This window comes from Stenotrophomonas sp. 93052_Sma (assembly GCF_056481145.1).
The window spans coordinates 400,001-416,131 of record NZ_CM151134.1 but is presented as its reverse complement, the minus strand read 5'-3'; the positions used below and the strand labels follow the sequence as shown (position 1 = coordinate 416,131).

Sequence of the window (16,131 nt, the reverse complement as noted above, 5' to 3'; positions counted from 1 at the left end):
AGACCCTTAGCGTCGTCGGTTGCCGCCATCGCTGGCGGCGAGCAAGCTTTCAAGTGTCTCTGCGAGCGTCTGACGTTCGGCCGGCGCGAGGAAACTCCCCCACCTCCACCTGCCGGCCGCTGGATGCCAGCCGGACCCTCTCGTCGTCGGTGAGCAGGCGCACCCAGTGGGGGTGGGCCCGGAACACCGGCGATCCACCGGGTACGGGGATGACCTCCACGTACGCCGGCACTACCCGGATCTCCTCCTGCCGTTCACCACTGCGCCACAAGGCACGCAGTGCCGCCGCCAGCACCAGGCTGTACAGCAGCGCGAACAGGGGGGCGAATGCATTGCCGGCCAACCACCCGAGGGCGGACACCAGCCACATCGCACCCGACAACACGGTGAACAACAGGACGAACTGCCGGGCATCGAGCGCCCGTGGGGGACGCAGCCGCAGCTGCGTACCTGACCCATCCGGAGCTGGAAGCACCTCGATCATGTCGCAACCGCGTTCCTGCCGCGGGAAACGTCTCGATGGTAGCCCCGCCCTCTCGCCGGTAGCAAGGGTGCATTCACACTTTTTACCATGCTGCAACACAGCATGAGGTCGGCGGCACGAATGACGAATTCAGCACAAATCCTGCCAAGCTTGCTGAACACGCTGAATCCACTGCAGCTAGGGGCTATCAGCGCTTCACGAAGGTGGCTGTTGGGCACTTCCGCAACCCGCAAAAATGATTAAAATCGCCAAGTTTTCCACTGGCCGGACCGGCATGAACGCACCTTCCTCCTCCCCTGCCGCCCACGACGCTCCGCGTCCCGGCGCGCTGCTGTCGCCGGAACTGCCGGCGCCCCCCAACCCGTTCCGCCAGGCCATCACCGATGGCTGGTTGAAGGACGAGGCCAGCCACGTGCGCGAGCTGCTGGCGCAGGCCCGCCTACCCGCCGAAGAGCAGGCCAAGGTGCAGGCGCTGGCCGCCGACCTGGTCGGCCGCGTGCGCGTGCGTGCCAAGGACCAGGGCGCGATCGAAGCCTTCATGCGCCAGTACGACCTGGGCAGCGAGGAAGGCGTGCTGCTGATGTGCGTGGCCGAGGCGCTGCTGCGCATTCCGGACCAGGACACCGCCGACAAGCTGATCCGCGACAAGCTGGCCGATGCCGACTGGGAAAAGCACCTGGGCGGCAGCGACTCGGTGCTGGTCAACGCCTCCACCTGGGGCCTGATGCTGACTGGCAAGCTGGTGCAGATGAACGACGCCACCCGTGCCGATGCGCCCAGCGCGTTCAAGCGCCTGGTCGGCCGCGTCGGTGAGCCGGTGGTGCGCCTGGCCGTGCGCCAGGCGATGAAGATCATGGGCCACCAGTTCGTCATGGGCCGCACCATCAGCGAAGCGCTGTCGCGCTCGCACAAGGGCGACAACGCGAACTACCGCTACTCCTTCGACATGCTGGGCGAAGGCGCGCTGACCATGAAGGACGCGCTGCGCTACCTGGAAGACTACCGTCGTGCGATCCACGCCATCGGCGGCGACCACAAGGCACGCGGCGGCCGTCCGGACGGCGACGTCAACAACGCGCCGGGCATCTCGATCAAACTGTCGGCGCTGTACCCGCGCTACGAGCACGCCAAGCGCGCGCGTGCTGAAGGACCTGGTGCCGGGCGTGCTGGAACTGGCACAACTGGCCAAGAGCTACGGCATCGGCTGCACCGTCGACGCCGAAGAGTCCGACCGCCTGGAACTGTCGCTGGACATCATCGAGCAGGTCTTCTCCGACGCCTCGCTGGCCGGCTGGGATGGCTTCGGCGTGGTCGTGCAGGCCTACCAGAAGCGCACGCCGTACACGATCGACCACCTGGCCGACATGGCCCGCCGCGCCGGTCGCCGCTTGCAGGTGCGCCTGGTCAAGGGCGCCTACTGGGACGCCGAGATCAAGCGCGCAGATCGAAGGCTACCCGGGCTACCCGGTGTTCACCCGCAAGCAGAACACCGATGTCTCCTACCTGGCCTGCGCCAAGCGCCTGTTCACGCATGCCGACGCGATCTACCCGATGTTCGCCACGCACAACGCGCACACCATCGCGGCCGTACGCAGCATCGCCAATGGCGGCGTGTACGAGCACCAGAAGCTGCACGGCATGGGCGACGACCTGTACGCCGAAGTGGTGCCGGCCGACCGCTTGAACCTGCCCTGCCGCGTGTATGCGCCGGTCGGTTCGCATGAAGACCTGCTGCCGTACCTGGTACGCCGCCTGCTGGAAAACGGCGCCAACTCCAGCTTCGTCAACCGCATCACCGACGAACGCGTGCCGATCGCCGACCTGATCCGCGATCCGGTCGAGATGGTCGCTTCGTTCGAATCGATTCCGCATCCCAAGATCCCGCTGCCAGTTGACCTGCTGCGCAGCCAGAACCACGACAGGAAGAACTCCATGGGCGCCAACCTCGCCAACGACAACGAACTGCGCGCCCTCGCCGAGCAGATCAACGCTGCAGTGAAGCCGTGGCAGGCCGCCCCGCTGGTGCCGGGTGCGAACCCGGCCGGCGCCGCGCTGCCGGTGACCAACCCGGCCGACACCCGCGAAGTGGTCGGCCAGTGGCTGGCCGCCGATGCCGCCACCGTGCAGAAGGCCCTGGCCAACGCCGTGGCCGCGCAGCCGGCCTGGAACCGCACCCCGGCCGCCAGCCGCGCCGCCATCCTCGAGTACGCCGCCGACCAGCTGGAAGCGCGCATGCCGGAGTTCATGGCGCTGTGCGTGAAGGAAGCCGGCAAGAGCCTGCCCGACAGCATCGCCGAAGTGCGCGAAGCGGTGGACTTCCTGCGCTACTACGCCAAGCAGGCGCGCGAGCAGTTCAGCCACGCCGAGAAGCTGCCGAGCCCGACCGGTGAGTCCAACGAGCTGCAACTGCACGGCCGTGGCGTGTTCGTCTGCATCAGCCCGTGGAACTTCCCGCTGGCGATCTTCCTGGGCCAGGTCGCTGCCGCCCTGGCCGCCGGCAACAGCGTCATCGCCAAGCCGGCCGAGCAGACCAACCTGATCGGCTACTACGCGGTGAAGCTGCTGCACGACGCCGGCGTGCCGGCCGAGGTGGTGCAGTTCCTGCCGGGCGACGGTGCCACCGTCGGTGCCGCACTGACCGCCGACCCGCGCGTGGCCGGCGTGGCCTTCACCGGCTCCACCGACACCGCCCGTGCGATCAACCGCGCGATGGCCGCGCGTGATGCCGCCATCGGCGTGCTGATTGCCGAGACCGGTGGCCAGAACGCCTTCATCGCCGACTCCTCGGCACTGCCGGAACAGCTGGTCAAGGACGCGATCGGTTCGGCCTTCACCTCAGCCGGCCAGCGCTGCTCGGCCGCGCGCGTGCTGTTCGTGCAGGACGACATCGCCGACAAGGTGATGACCATGCTGGCCGGTGCGATGAAGGAACTGAAGGTCGGCAACCCCGGCCTGCTGTCCACCGACGTCGGTCCGGTGATCGACGCCGATGCGCTGCAGATCCTGCAGGATCACGCCGTGCGCATGGACCGCGAAGCACGCCTGATCGCTGCGGCCGAGCTGTCCGCCGAAGCGGCCAACGGCACCTTCTTCGCCCCGCGTGCGTACGAACTGAAGGACCTGGGCCAGCTGCAGAAGGAAGTGTTCGGTCCGGTCCTGCACGTGATCCGCTGGAAGGGCGACCAGCTCGACGCGGTGATCGACCAGATCAACGCCACCGGCTACGGCCTGACCCTGGGCGTGCATTCGCGTATTGACGAGACCGTCGACCGCATCAGCAACGGCGTCCACGTCGGCAACGTCTACGTCAACCGCAACCAGATCGGTGCGGTGGTCGGCGTGCAGCCGTTCGGCGGCCAGGGCCTGTCCGGCACCGGCCCGAAGGCCGGCGGCCCGCACTACCTGCTGCGCTTTGCCACCGAAAAGACGGTGACGGTGAATACCACCGCCGCCGGTGGCAACGCCTCGCTGCTGACCCTGGGCGACTGATCGCCTGCGTCATGCGGTGAACGAAAAACCCCGCGAAAGCGGGGTTTTTTGTGCCTTTTTTCCTGTAGCGCCGAGCGTGGGCTCGGCGCTACACCCGCATCAGGCCGCGCCAATGACGCAACGCCACCAGCGCGTTGATCCAGAAGCCCACGTACAGGATCGAGGTCAGGTGCAGGCCACGGCTGTAGTACAGCGGCACCGCCACGGTGTTCACCAACAGCCACACCCACCACGATTCCAGCTTGCGCCGCATCATCAGGATCTGCGCGATCACGCTCAGCACCAGCACCGCCGAATCGATGTAGGGCGCGTAGGCGTTGGTCAGGCGGGTCAGCATCCAGCCGTAGCCGAACGTGGCCACCACCGCCAGCGGCGCGAGCCAGGCCCATGCACGCGGTCGCAATGAGGTAATCGGCAGCGGCGCACCGTGATCGCCACGCAGCCACTGCCACCAGCCCAGCACGCTGATGGCAATGAAGAAGAACTGCAGCACCATGTCTGCGTACAGGTGCGAACGCTCGAACACGGCGGCGAACAATGTGCAGCCCACGATGCCCAGCCACCAGGTGTGCACGTTGTTGCGGCCGGCCAGCAGGATCGAGCCGGCGACGGCAATGTTGGCAGCCAGCTCCAGCTGGAAGTTCGGATCGGACAGGTTCATGGCGCTATTGTCGTGGATCCGCACCGTGGCTGGCTGCGCTCTTCAGTAGATCCATACCACGCGTGGATGGCCCGTGGCCACAGAAAAAGAAAGCCCCGCTTGCGCGGGGCCTTCCGTGTGCTGCGTCAGGCCGAGGCCCGAATCAGAACTTGTACTGGAACGAAGCCGCCAGCACGTCGCCACGGACCTTGTACTTGCCCGACAGCGAGTTGCCCTGGTTGGCAGTGGTGGCACGCACGTTCACGTTCGGATCGCTGGTGAACAGGTGGGTGTAGCCAAAGTTGTACTCGGTGTTTGCCGACGGGGTCCAGCCCACGCCCAGCGACAGCCACTTGCGGCTGGTATCCGGCACGCGCGCGTCGCGGTGTGCGTCGGTGGTCGGGGTCTGGTCCAGTGCAACACCACCGCGCAGGGTGACGGTGTCGCTCAGCTTGTAGTCGGCGCCCAGCGACACGAAGGTGGTGTCACGGTAGCCGAACTCCAGGACCGAGTCCGCCTGCGGCGACGCGTAGTCGACGGTGACGCTGTCAAAGGCGGTCGACCAGGCGGTACGGGTCACGTCGCCCATCACGGTCCAGCGGTCGTTGACCTTGTGGGTCACGCTCAGGGTGGCCGAGGCCGGCATGGTCACCGTGGCCTTGCCGCTGGTGTCCATGAACCAGCCGCGGGTACGCGGCGAGTTGGTCAGCAGCGAACGTGCGCGGTCGGCGCCGCTGAAGGTCGCATCACCACCGGTGATCTTGTGCTCGACCTTCGAACGGTAGCTCAGGCCGATGTGGGTGTTCTCGTCGATCGAGAACAGGCCACCGACGGTCCAGCCCACGGCATTGTTGTCACCCTCGATCTTCAGGGTGCCATCCGCGCTGCCCGGGGCGAAGCCCGGAGCGCCGGCGCCGGCCAGGATGCTGCCGTAGTCGACGGCGTTGCTCAGCTCGATGGTCAGGTGCTCGACGAACACCGACGCGCCGAACGACACGTACGGGTTGACGTCATACGACGCGGCGAAGCCAAGGTCGATGGCCTTCAGATCGGTCTTCAGGCCGCTGTAACGACCGACCCAACCGTTGTCGTATTCGGTCTTGAAGCCGAACGGTGCGGTCAGCGACACACCGAAGTGGGCCTTCTCGCCGATCGGCATGTGGAAGTACGCAGCCGGGACCGGAGCGATCATGCCGGCGTCGCCGCCGTCACCACCGGTCTGCGGGCGGCCTGCCGCATTGCGGCCCTGGCCCTTGAACTCGGCCTTGAAGCTGATGGCGCTCAGGTCGCCCTGGACCATCGTGCCTTCCAGCTGGCGCATGCCGGCCGGGTTGACGGCGATGATGGAGGCGTCGCCTTCGGCGCTGCCGGAACCGGCGAACGCGCGGCCGAGGCCCTTGGCGCTGTTTTCCTTCAGCTGGAAGGCAGCAGCGTTGGCGTCGGCGGCGGCCAGCGCACCGGCAACGCCGACGGCCAGCAGGGTCAGACGGGCAATGGTGGAAGCGGTTTGCATCGTAGTTCTCTCTCCGGTAAGCGGTGATGGTGCTCTGAGTGCGCCTGCGCCCGGCAGGCCTTGGGGCCCTTCGGAGCGCGCCGGATTCCCCCTCCCGACATACGACGCCGTATGCGAGTATTACCCAGAGCTGTTAATGAAACAATAACAGCGCAGGCGCTTTTTTCGTCCCAGAAGCTGAACAGGACAATCCCCGCCGTAAGCGCCCGCACGCTAGGCTATTGCCCATGTTCGTCTCCCTCCCGTCGCGCAAGAAGGCGGCCCTGCGCTGGGCCACGCCCGTGCTGTTTGCGGCACTGTGGCTGGCGTTCCTGTGGTCGATCTCGCGTCCGGACGACGCCCGGGGCAGCCTCTGGCTGGACTGGGGCGCCCTGTCCACCGGCCTGACCCACCCGCTGGACTGGTGGGCGACCCTGCAGGACGGCAGCGTGCTGCGGCTGTTCACGGCTCTGTTCCTGCACGCGGACTGGTCACATCTGCTGGGCAACCTGGTGTTCCTGCTGATCTTCGGCCTGCCCGCCGAGCGGGTGCTGGGGCCGTGGCGGCTGCTGCTGCTGTTCCTGGTCGGCGGTGCGGTGTCCAACCTGGTAGCGATCTACACCATGGGCAGCCCGGACCAGATCATCATCGGTGCCAGCGGCGCGGTGTCCGCACTGATCGGCGCCTATCTGGCCCTGTTCCCGGGCGCCCGGCTGGGCGTGGTCATTCCGCTCGGCCTGTTCCTGGAGTTCGTGCGCGCCCCGGCCTACCTGCTGATCGGCGTCTGGGCCGCCCTGCAGGTGGTGTTCGCCCATATCGGCCCAAGCTTCGGCATGGTCGCCTGGTGGGCGCACATCGGCGGCTTCGTGTTCGGCGTGGTGTACGGGGTCTACGTGCGGGCGGCCATCGCCCGCCGCCTGCGCAAGCGCCACGGCTTCTGACCCCTGGTAGTGCCGGCCGCTGGCCGGCTCCACGCGCACCCGCTCGTTCGTGGCGTCGAGCGTGCTCGACTCCTTCATCGATATGGATCTGCTCCGTCCGCGATGACGCCGAATGCGTCACTCGCGACTGACCACCAACGTGTTGTGGTGGGTATCGAACAGCAGCGTAGCGCCGTCATCCAGCACCACGAAGTACTCAAAGAACGGCAACTCGCCGAGCAAAGGAATCAGTTCACTTGCCTGCAGAGTCCAGATCGGCCACGGCAATGCGCGCTCATCTGACGCTACCAGGCACATTTCACCGTTCACTTCCGCCAGCAGTTCAGCCAGGCAGGAAAGGCCTTCATCGCTGCTGTCGTATTGGATCGTCTGATCAGACGTCGCTTTGCCTGCCCACCAATAGACAAAGCGCGGATCGATTCCATGGCGGACCGCCAGGGATTCCAGCAGGGTGGCGGCCCGGTCAGGTGGCAGCGGATCACGGCCAAGGAGTTGGCTGATCGTAGTCGCCAGGTTCGAATCGTCCATGGGCCGATTCTATCGGGCGACGCCTCGGCCGCGTCGCCTTCTGCATGAGCAGGGTGTCCGCCAGGCACAGCCCGGCGCTACCCTCAGGGCTTGGCCGGGACCGGAATGGGCTTCGCTTCCGGCTTCGCTTCCGGCTTCGCTTCTACCTTCGCCTCCGGCTTCGCGGCAGCGGCCTTCGCAGCCTTGGCCGCATCCACTTTCGTCGCTTCGGCCTTCAAGCGTGCAGCCACCGAACCCGGGTTCTTCAGCTCGGCCAGCGCGTCGTTGATCGGGCCATCGCCCGGCAGTACCGCACCGGCGTGATAGCCCTCGGTGCCCTCGTCGTCACCGCGCAGATGGCCCGGCAGGGTCGCTTCGCTGTAATCGCTCAGGCTGGCCGGCAGTGCATCCTCGGCCGGCGTAGCGGCCGGCTTCAGTTCGACCTCCGGCACGATGCCCGTGGCCTGGATCGACTTGCCGCTGGGCGTGTAATAACGCGCGGTGGTCAGCTTCACCGAGTCACCGTTGTCCAGCGGCAGCACGGTCTGCACCGAGCCCTTGCCGAAGGTGCGGCTGCCAACCACGCGGGCGCGCTTGTTGTCGCGCAGTGCGCCGGCCAGCACTTCCGAGGCACTGGCCGAACCGGCGTCGACCAGCACCACCACCGGTGCGCCCTTCAGCAGGTCGCCCGGCGTTGCATCGAAACGTGCATCGCTGATGCTGATGCGACCGCGGGTACTGACGATGTTGCCCTTGTCGAGCAGGTCGTCGGCCACCTGCACGGCAGCGGTCAGCAGGCCACCCGGGTTGCTGCGCAGGTCCAGCACCAGGCCCTTGAGCTGGCCACCGGACTGCTTCTGCAGCTGCTGCACGTGCTTCTGGAAGTCCGAACCGGTGTCGGCCTGGAAGGTGCTCAGGCGGATGTAGCCATAGCCCGGTTCCAGCAGGCGGCTGCGCACGCTGGTCACGCGGATGGTCTGGCGGGTGAGGCTGACATCGAACGGCTTGGGCTTGCCTTCGCGCACGATGGTCAGCACCACCTTGCTGCCGGCCGGGCCGCGCAGCGGTTCGCTGGCATCGATCGCGCTGATCGGCTTGCCGTCGATGGCGATGATCAGGTCACCGGCGAGGATGCCGGCCTTGGCCGCCGGCGTGTCGTCGATCGGCGAGATCACCTTCATGCTGGCGTTGTCTGGCTGCTGCTGCAGCTCAACGCCGATGCCTTCGTAGGCACCGCTGGCCTGTTCGTCGAAGGCCTGCGCGTCTTCCTTGTTGAAGTAGGTGCTGTGCGGGTCGAGGTCGAGCAGCAGGCCACGCACCGCTGCCTGCATCAGCTTCTTGTCATCGACCGGATCGACGTAGGCGGCCCGCACTGCGTTGTAGACGGCCACGAAGCGGCGGATGTCCTCCAGCGGCACCTTCGAGGTCACCGCCTCCTCGCTGCTCGCTGCCTGCCCGCCGGTTTCCTGGCTCGGGGCGGGCGCGGTCTGCTGCGCCCAGGACAGCGCTGGCAACAGGGCCAGCAAGAGGGTGGCGGTACGGGCTGCGCGCATGGATCACTCCTGTCGACGGTGGCATGGTGCCCAAGGCACATGCACCGATTATGCGCGAAGCACAGCTAAATTCCCGTTGAATCCAGCCCGCTCATGGCGAGCCGGGATTCAGCGCCGCTGCAGCCAGCTGTCCGGATTCACCGGTTGCCCGCCACGACGCAGCTCGAAGTACAGCGCGGTGACCCCTTGGCCCCCCGAGTTGCCGACCTTGGCCACCGCATCGCCACGGCTGACCCGTGCACCGGCGTCCTTGAGCAGGGTGTCGTTGTGGGCGTACAGGCTCATGTAGCCATTGCCGTGGTCGACGATCAGGATCATGCCGTAGCCGGTCATCCAGTCGGAGAACACCACGGTACCGTCGGCCACAGCGGTGACGGTGCTGCCGGCCGGTGCGCCGATCAGCACGCCGCTGCTGGTACGCCCGTCAGGCAGCTTGCCGCCGTAGCGGGCCAGCAGGTTGCCGGACAACGGCCAACCCAGGCCCCCCACCTTCGGCGCCGGTGCGGAAGCCACCGCCGGCGGAACCTTGGTGGGCGGTGGCGGCCGTCCCTGTGCCGCGGCCTGGCGTGCGGCACGTTCGGCAGCGGCCTTCTCCGCTGCCGCACGGCGCGCAGCCGCGCGACGCTCGGCCTCGGCACGGGCGGCGGCCGCACGCAGATTGGCCAGCAGTGTTTCCAGCGCCTTGGCGTCCTGGCCCAGCGCCTGTTCCTTCTCGCGCTGGTCCTTGAAGCGCTCGTCCAGCGAGGCCACGGTCTTTGCACGATCGCGGCGGTCGGCTTCCAGCGCCGCTGCCTGCTGCTTCTGGTCCTGCTGCGCCCCCTGCAGCTTCTGCTTGCGCTCGGCAATCTGCGCCTGCAGCGCTTCCAGTTCCTTCAGGTCGGCGGTCAGCGTGGTGATGCGCTGGGCCCGCTCACGCTGCAGGTAGCGGTGGTAGGCCAGGGCGCGATTGGCATCGGCCACCGTGTCCTGCGACAGCAGCAGCTTCAATGGTGCGTGGTTGCCCAGCTGGTAGGCCGCACGCAGCAGGCCGGCCAGCTCGCGATGCTGCTGGGCGAGGTTGACCTGCAGCGTGCTGCGGCGTTGTTCGGCCTCGGCCAGGGCCCTTCCTGCTCGCGCAGCGCGGTCTCGGTCTGCGCAAGCGCACGGCCGGTGCGGGCCACCTTCTCATCTGCCTCGCGCAGCTGCTGCGAGGCCTGGCCACGCTGGCCTTCGATCTGCCGGCGCTCCTGCGCCACGCCCTTCAGCTCACTGCGCAGCTTCTGCAGCTTGCGCTCGGTCTCGCGCGTGGTCTGCGCGGCACCCGGCAGCGGCAACGCCAGTGCCAGGGCCAGCCCCAACAGCAGGCAGCGCCCGCCGCGAGCAGCGGCGATGTGATGTCGGCGTGATGGGAAGGCGTTGTTGCGCAAGGGCTTTCCAGTGACTTCAGGCAGTTGCAGGGGGTACCGGGGAATGGTGACATCTCCGCACGCGGCCTGCCAGCCGCACATCCATCGAGGTCCCCATGAAAGCTCTCTCCATTCCGCTGCTGTTGGGCGTACTGCTGGTCACCGGGCCAGTGGCAGCGCAGGAAAACATCAGCAAGGTCAACGGCAGCATCAGCGCCGAACCCGGCCAGCGCTACGGCAAGCTGGACACCGTCAACGGCGGCATCCGTGTCGGCGAAGGTGTCGAGACCGGCAGCATCGACACCGTCAACGGCGGGGTCAAGGTCGCCGATCGCGCGCACCGGCAAGATCGAAACGGTCAACGGCGGCGTACGCCTGGGCCGCGAAGTGATCGCCCACGGCAGCGTCAGCACCGTCAACGGCAGCATCTTCAGCGATCGCGGCAGCCAGATCGAAGGCGGCGTTGAAACCGTGAACGGTGGCATCGGGCTGGTCGAAAGCCGCGTCGGCAACGACGTGGAAACCGTCAACGGTGACATCACCGTGGGCATCGGTTCGCAGGTCAAGGGCGGTGTGCACGTGCGCAAGCCGAACTTCAGCGTCTCGCTGACCGCCAGCCGCAAGCCGCGCGTGATCATCGGTCCGAATGCCGTGGTGGACGGCCCGTTGCAGTTCGAACGCGAGGTGGTGCTGTACGTGCACCGCACGGCCCGCATCGGCCCGGTCACCGGCGCCGAGCCGATCCCGTTCGACACCGAAACCGCTCCGGCGGACTGAGCACACCGCGCCCATCGGTTCGGTGATACTCGCTGTTACCGGTCGTACACGTGGTGCGGCCGCCCTTTGTTTTCCAGGAATCGACGATGCCCCGCAAACTCCTCCTGTGCCTGGCCGCTGCGGCCGCGCTCAGTGCCTGCAAAGGCGAAGACACTCCGGCGCCCGCGCCGGCCACCGACACCGCCACTGCCAAGCCGGCGGCCCATGCGTTCTCGCCGGAGATCAACGCCGGCGACTTCGCCGAGATGGTCAAGACGCTGGCTTCGGATGAATTCGAAGGCCGCGCCCCGGGCAGCAAGGGCGAGGAACTGACGGTCAACTACATCCGCGACCAGATGCAGCGCATCGGCCTGCAGCCCGGCAACGGCGACAGCTGGTTCCAGGATGTGCCGATGACCGAGACCACGGCCGACGAATCGACCGTGCTGAAGATCACCCAGGGCGGCAAGACCACCGAGCTGAAGTTCGGCACCGACATGGTGGTGGGTACCCGTACCGGCCAGGCCGAGGTGAAGGTCGATGCCAGTGACCTGGTGTTCGTCGGCTACGGCGTCGACGCGCCGGAGCAGAAGTGGAACGACTACGCCGGCCAGGACTGGAAGGGCAAAACGGTCGTCATGTTTGTCAACGACCCGGGCTTCCATGTCGATGACGCGAAGCTGTTCGACGGCAAGCGCATGACCTATTACGGGCGCTGGACCTACAAGTTCGAGGAGGCTGCGCGAAAGGGCGCCGCTGCCGCGCTGATCGTGCACGACACCGCCGGCGCTTCCTACGGCTGGGATGTGGTGAAGAACTCCTGGGCAGGCCCGCAGTACGACCTGCCGGCCAAGGATGACCCGGAAGCCCGCATTCCGGTGCAGGGCTGGCTGAGTGCCGACGCTGCCAAGGCGCTGTTCGCCGGTGCCGGCCTGGACCTGGCGCAGGCCTACAAGGACGCCAGCAAGCGCGGCTTCAAGCCGGTGCCGCTGAAGGCCACCGCTGCAGTCGATCTGAAGAGCCAGATCGCGCAGAAGCAGTCGCGCAACGTGGTGGGCGTGCTGCCGGGCAGCAAGCGTGCCGACGAGGCCGTGCTGTACATGGCGCACTGGGATCACCTGGGCAAGCACGAGGGCGAGACCGGCGACAACATCTACAACGGCGCGGTCGACAACGCGACCGGCGTGGCCGGCATTCTCGAAGTGGCCGAAGCAATGGCCCACCAGGAGCCGAAGCCGGAACGTTCGGTGGTGTTCCTGGCGGTGACCCTGGAAGAATCCGGCCTGCTGGGTTCGAAGTACTACGTTGCCCATCCGACCTTCCCGCTGGACAAGATCGCCGGCGTGATCAACATCGACGCGATGTCGGTGGCCGGCCGTGCCAAGGACGTTACCGTCACCGGCTTCGGCAGCTCGGAGCTGGAAGACATCCTCAAGCCGCTGGCCGCGGCCCAGGACCGTACCCTGCACGGTGAGACCTCGGTGCAGAGCGGCTTCTACTTCCGTTCCGATCACTTCAACTTCGCCAAGGCCGGTGTGCCGGCCCTGTACGCCGATGGCGGCGAAGACCTGCGCGAGGGTGGCGTGGACGCGGGCCGCAAGGCTGCAGCCGACTACGGCGCCAACCGCTACCACGGCCCGAAGGACGAGTTCGATGCGGCCACCTGGAAGCTGGACGGCACCGTCGAAGACCTGCAGCTGATGTACGGTGTCGGCAAGGAGCTGGCCGGTGGTGATCGTTGGCCGAACTGGTACGAAGGCAACCCGTTCAAGGCAGCCCGCGACGCGATGATGAAGGACAAGGCCCCGGCTGCGGCGAAGTAACGTCGAGCTTGCTCGACTGAGTACTGAAGCAAGCCAAGGCGGCGCCCGCAAGGGCGCCGCTTTTTTGTGTGTGATCGCGCCCTGCAGTTGTAGATGCCAACCTTGGTTGGCGCCGTGGTTCCATGCAGAGAGCATCCACGCATGGCGTGGATCTACTTGTAGTGCCGGCCGCTGGCCGGCAAACGATCGCTGTGTGGGCCTGCTGTTGGTAGCTGCCAACCTTGGTTGGCGCCATGGTTCCTCGCAGAGGGCCTCCACGCATGGCGTGGATCTACCGGTAGTGCCGGCCGCTGGCCGGCAATCACAGCGACGCGCACTGTCTGGACCTGCTGCCGGGGGGCGGCACCGCTCTTCGCAGGGACAGCCATCCACGCATGGCGTGGATCTACCGGCCGCTGTGCAGCCACGGCAGTGCCGGCCATCGGCCGGCACTACCCGCATTTCGCGCGCACAAAGAAAAACCCCGCTGCGCGAGCAGCGGGGTTTTGGGTGTAAACCCTGGCGATGACCTACTCTCGCATGGCTTGAGCCACACTACCATCGGCGCAGCTGCGTTTCACTTCCGAGTTCGGGATGGGATCGGGTGGTTCCACAGCGCTAATTTCACCAGGGAGACGGTTGCAGCAGCGCTTGCAGCGCCAGCTTCGCGATCTTGCCCTTGGGGCGGAAGGTACCCGGAAAATGCAGTGCCTTCACTTAATAAGAAAAACCCCGCTGCGCATGCAGCGGGGGTTCTCGGGTATAAACCCTGGCGATGACCTACTCTCGCATGGCTTGAGCCACACTACCATCGGCGCAGCTGCGTTTCACTTCCGAGTTCGGGATGGGATCGGGTGGTTCCACAGCGCTAATTTCACCAGGGAGGCGGTTGGAGCGTCGCCATCCGATACAACTGGATAAGGCGCCTGCCTCTCGTAGTTCTTGTGACGTAGCGTGCACTTGGATGCTCTTACGACGTTGTCGTAAAGCCAAGGCAACTTGAGGTTATATGGTCAAGCCTCTCGGATCATTAGTATCAGTTAGCTCAATACATTGCTGTACTTACACACCTGACCTATCAACCACGTAGTCTACATGGTTCCTTCAGGGGGCTTGTGCCCCGGGAGATCTCATCTTGAGGCGCGCTTCCCGCTTAGATGCTTTCAGCGGTTATCGCTTCCGAACATAGCTACCCGGCAATGCCACTGGCGTGACAACCGGAACACCAGAGGTTCGTCCACTCCGGTCCTCTCGTACTAGGAGCAGCCCCTCTCAAATCTCCAACGCCCATGGCAGATAGGGACCGAACTGTCTCACGACGTTCTGAACCCAGCTCGCGTACCACTTTAAATGGCGAACAGCCATACCCTTGGGACCGACTACAGCCCCAGGATGTGATGAGCCGACATCGAGGTGCCAAACACCGCCGTCGATATGAACTCTTGGGCGGTATCAGCCTGTTATCCCCGGAGTACCTTTTATCCGTTGAGCGATGGCCCTTCCATACAGAACCACCGGATCACTAAGTCCTAGTTTCCTACCTGCTTGATCCGTCGATCTTGCAGTCAAGCACGCTTATGCCTTTGCACACAGTGCGCGATGTCCGACCGCGCTGAGCGTACCTTCGAGCTCCTCCGTTACTCTTTAGGAGGAGACCGCCCCAGTCAAACTACCCACCATACACGGTCCCCGACCCAGATAATGGGCCCAGGTTAGAACGTCAAGCACGACAGGGTGGTATTTCAAGGATGGCTCCGCTGCAGCTAGCGCCACAGTTTCATAGCCTCCCACCTATCCTACACAGACGAACTCAACGTTCAGTGTAAAGCTATAGTAAAGGTTCACGGGGTCTTTCCGTCTTGCCACGGGAACGCTGCATCTTCACAGCGATTTCAATTTCACTGAGTCTCGGGTGGAGACAGCGCCGCTGTCGTTACGCCATTCGTGCAGGTCGGAACTTACCCGACAAGGAATTTCGCTACCTTAGGACCGTTATAGTTACGGCCGCCGTTTACTGGGGCTTCGATCAAGAGCTTCGCCTTGCGGCTGACCCCATCAATTAACCTTCCAGCACCGGGCAGGCGTCACACCCTATACGTCCACTTTCGTGTTTGCAGAGTGCTGTGTTTTTGATAAACAGTCGCAGCGGCCTGGTTACTGCGACCCTCTTCAGCTATAGCTCGCACGAGCCACCAAAAAGGGTGCACCTTCTCCCGAAGTTACGGTGCCATGTTGCCTAGTTCCTTCACCCGAGTTCTCTCAAGCGCCTGAGAATTCTCATCCTACCCACCTGTGTCGGTTTACGGTACGGTCTGCGTAAGCTGAAGCTTAGGAGCTTTTCCTGGAAGCGTGGTATCAGTGACTTCGCCTTAAAGGCTCGTCTCGGTGCTCGGTCTTAGAGGATCCCGGATTTGCCAAAGATCCAAACCTACCGCCTTTCCCCAGGACAACCAACGCCTGGTACACCTAACCTTCTCCGTCCCTCCATCGCACTTACGCGAGGTGCAGGAATATTAACCTGCTTCCCATCGACTACGACTTTCGTCCTCGCCTTAGGGGCCGACTCACCCTGCGCCGATTAACGTTGCGCAAGGAAACCTTGGGCTTTCGGCGTGCGGGTTTTTCACCCGCATTATCGTTACTCATGTCAGCATTCGCACTTCCGATACCTCCAGCAGACTTCTCAATCCACCTTCAACGGCTTACGGAACGCTCCTCTACCGCGCATACAAAGTATGCACCCCAAGCTTCGGTTCTGTGCTTAGCCCCGTTAAATCTTCCCCGCAGACCGACTCGACCAGTGAGCTATTACGCTTTCTTTAAAGGGTGGCTGCTTCTAAGCCAACCTCCTGGCTGTCTGTGCCTTTCCACATGGTTTTCCACTTAGCACAAAATTTGGGACCTTAGCTGTGGGTCTGGGTTGTTTCCCTTTTCACGACGGACGTTAGCACCCGCCGTGTGTCTCCCATACAGTCCGTCTCGGTATTCGGAGTTTGCAATGGTTTGGTAAGTCGCGATGACCCCCTAGCCATAACAGTGCTCTACCCCCGAGAGGATACATATGAGGCGCTACCTAAATAGC

Annotated in this window: 6 protein-coding genes, 3 rRNA genes and 4 pseudogenes (1 of these 13 running past the window's edge); 4 read left to right on the top strand and 9 right to left on the bottom strand. The window is 65.0% G+C overall.

The genetic code is table 11. From position 1 onward, the window contains the following. Positions 1-6: 6 nt before the first annotated feature. Positions 7-484 (bottom strand): annotated as a pseudogene (locus tag ACZK2V_RS01860) (DUF2244 domain-containing protein). A 274-nt stretch (positions 485-758) separates the two neighbouring features. Between ACZK2V_RS01860 and putA the strand changes: the two are divergent. After that, positions 759-3,973 (top strand): annotated as a pseudogene (putA, locus tag ACZK2V_RS01855) (bifunctional proline dehydrogenase/L-glutamate gamma-semialdehyde dehydrogenase PutA). An 88-nt stretch (positions 3,974-4,061) separates the two neighbouring features. Here the strand turns inward: putA and pnuC are convergent. Together pnuC and ACZK2V_RS01845 are read right to left on the bottom strand one after the other, a co-directional pair. Then, on the bottom strand, positions 4,062-4,634 hold the full coding sequence (gene pnuC, locus ACZK2V_RS01850) for a nicotinamide riboside transporter PnuC (RefSeq protein ID WP_049461913.1): 573 nt from the start codon (positions 4,632-4,634) through the stop codon (positions 4,062-4,064). A gap of 142 nt (positions 4,635-4,776) precedes the next feature. Next, positions 4,777-6,126 carry an outer membrane protein transport protein gene (locus ACZK2V_RS01845; protein ID WP_049461914.1) on the bottom strand — a complete coding sequence of 450 codons (1,350 nt, stop codon included), beginning with the start codon at positions 6,124-6,126 and terminating at the stop codon, positions 4,777-4,779. A gap of 227 nt (positions 6,127-6,353) precedes the next feature. On the opposite strand from ACZK2V_RS01845, the gene ACZK2V_RS01840 reads away from it, so the two are divergent. Continuing rightward, the gene (locus ACZK2V_RS01840; RefSeq protein ID WP_019662230.1) at positions 6,354-7,046 is read left to right on the top strand and encodes a rhomboid family intramembrane serine protease; all 693 of its coding nucleotides are present in this window, start codon (positions 6,354-6,356) and stop codon (positions 7,044-7,046) included. 117 nt (positions 7,047-7,163) lie between these two features. On the opposite strand, the gene ACZK2V_RS01835 is transcribed toward ACZK2V_RS01840, so the two are convergent. The 3 genes and pseudogenes from ACZK2V_RS01835 to ACZK2V_RS01825 form a co-directional block, all read right to left on the bottom strand. Next, entirely contained in the window at positions 7,164-7,574 is a 411-nt protein-coding gene (locus ACZK2V_RS01835) for a hypothetical protein (RefSeq protein WP_032129716.1), read from the bottom strand. An 83-nt stretch (positions 7,575-7,657) separates the two neighbouring features. Beyond that, positions 7,658-9,106, bottom strand: coding sequence for a S41 family peptidase (locus ACZK2V_RS01830; protein ID WP_049461915.1), 1,449 nt, complete (start codon positions 9,104-9,106; stop codon positions 7,658-7,660). A gap of 108 nt (positions 9,107-9,214) precedes the next feature. After that, positions 9,215-10,512 (bottom strand): annotated as a pseudogene (locus tag ACZK2V_RS01825) (murein hydrolase activator EnvC family protein). 95 nt (positions 10,513-10,607) lie between these two features. Here ACZK2V_RS01825 and ACZK2V_RS01820 point away from each other — a divergent pair. Then, a pseudogene (locus tag ACZK2V_RS01820) lies at positions 10,608-11,268 on the top strand (DUF4097 family beta strand repeat-containing protein). 86 nt (positions 11,269-11,354) lie between these two features. Next, a complete protein-coding gene (locus ACZK2V_RS01815; protein ID WP_049401620.1) occupies positions 11,355-13,070 on the top strand; it encodes a M28 family metallopeptidase in 1,716 nt (571 codons plus the stop codon). Positions 13,071-13,566: 496 nt separating this feature from the next. On the opposite strand, the gene rrf (ACZK2V_RS01810) is transcribed toward ACZK2V_RS01815, so the two are convergent. The 3 genes from rrf (ACZK2V_RS01810) to ACZK2V_RS01800 all read right to left on the bottom strand — a co-directional run. Further along, positions 13,567-13,681, bottom strand: a 5S ribosomal RNA gene (gene rrf, locus ACZK2V_RS01810). A gap of 135 nt (positions 13,682-13,816) precedes the next feature. Further along, a 5S ribosomal RNA gene (gene rrf / locus ACZK2V_RS01805) occupies positions 13,817-13,931 on the bottom strand. 127 nt (positions 13,932-14,058) lie between these two features. Further along, positions 14,059-16,131 (bottom strand): 23S ribosomal RNA (locus ACZK2V_RS01800) (it continues 805 nt past the right edge of the window).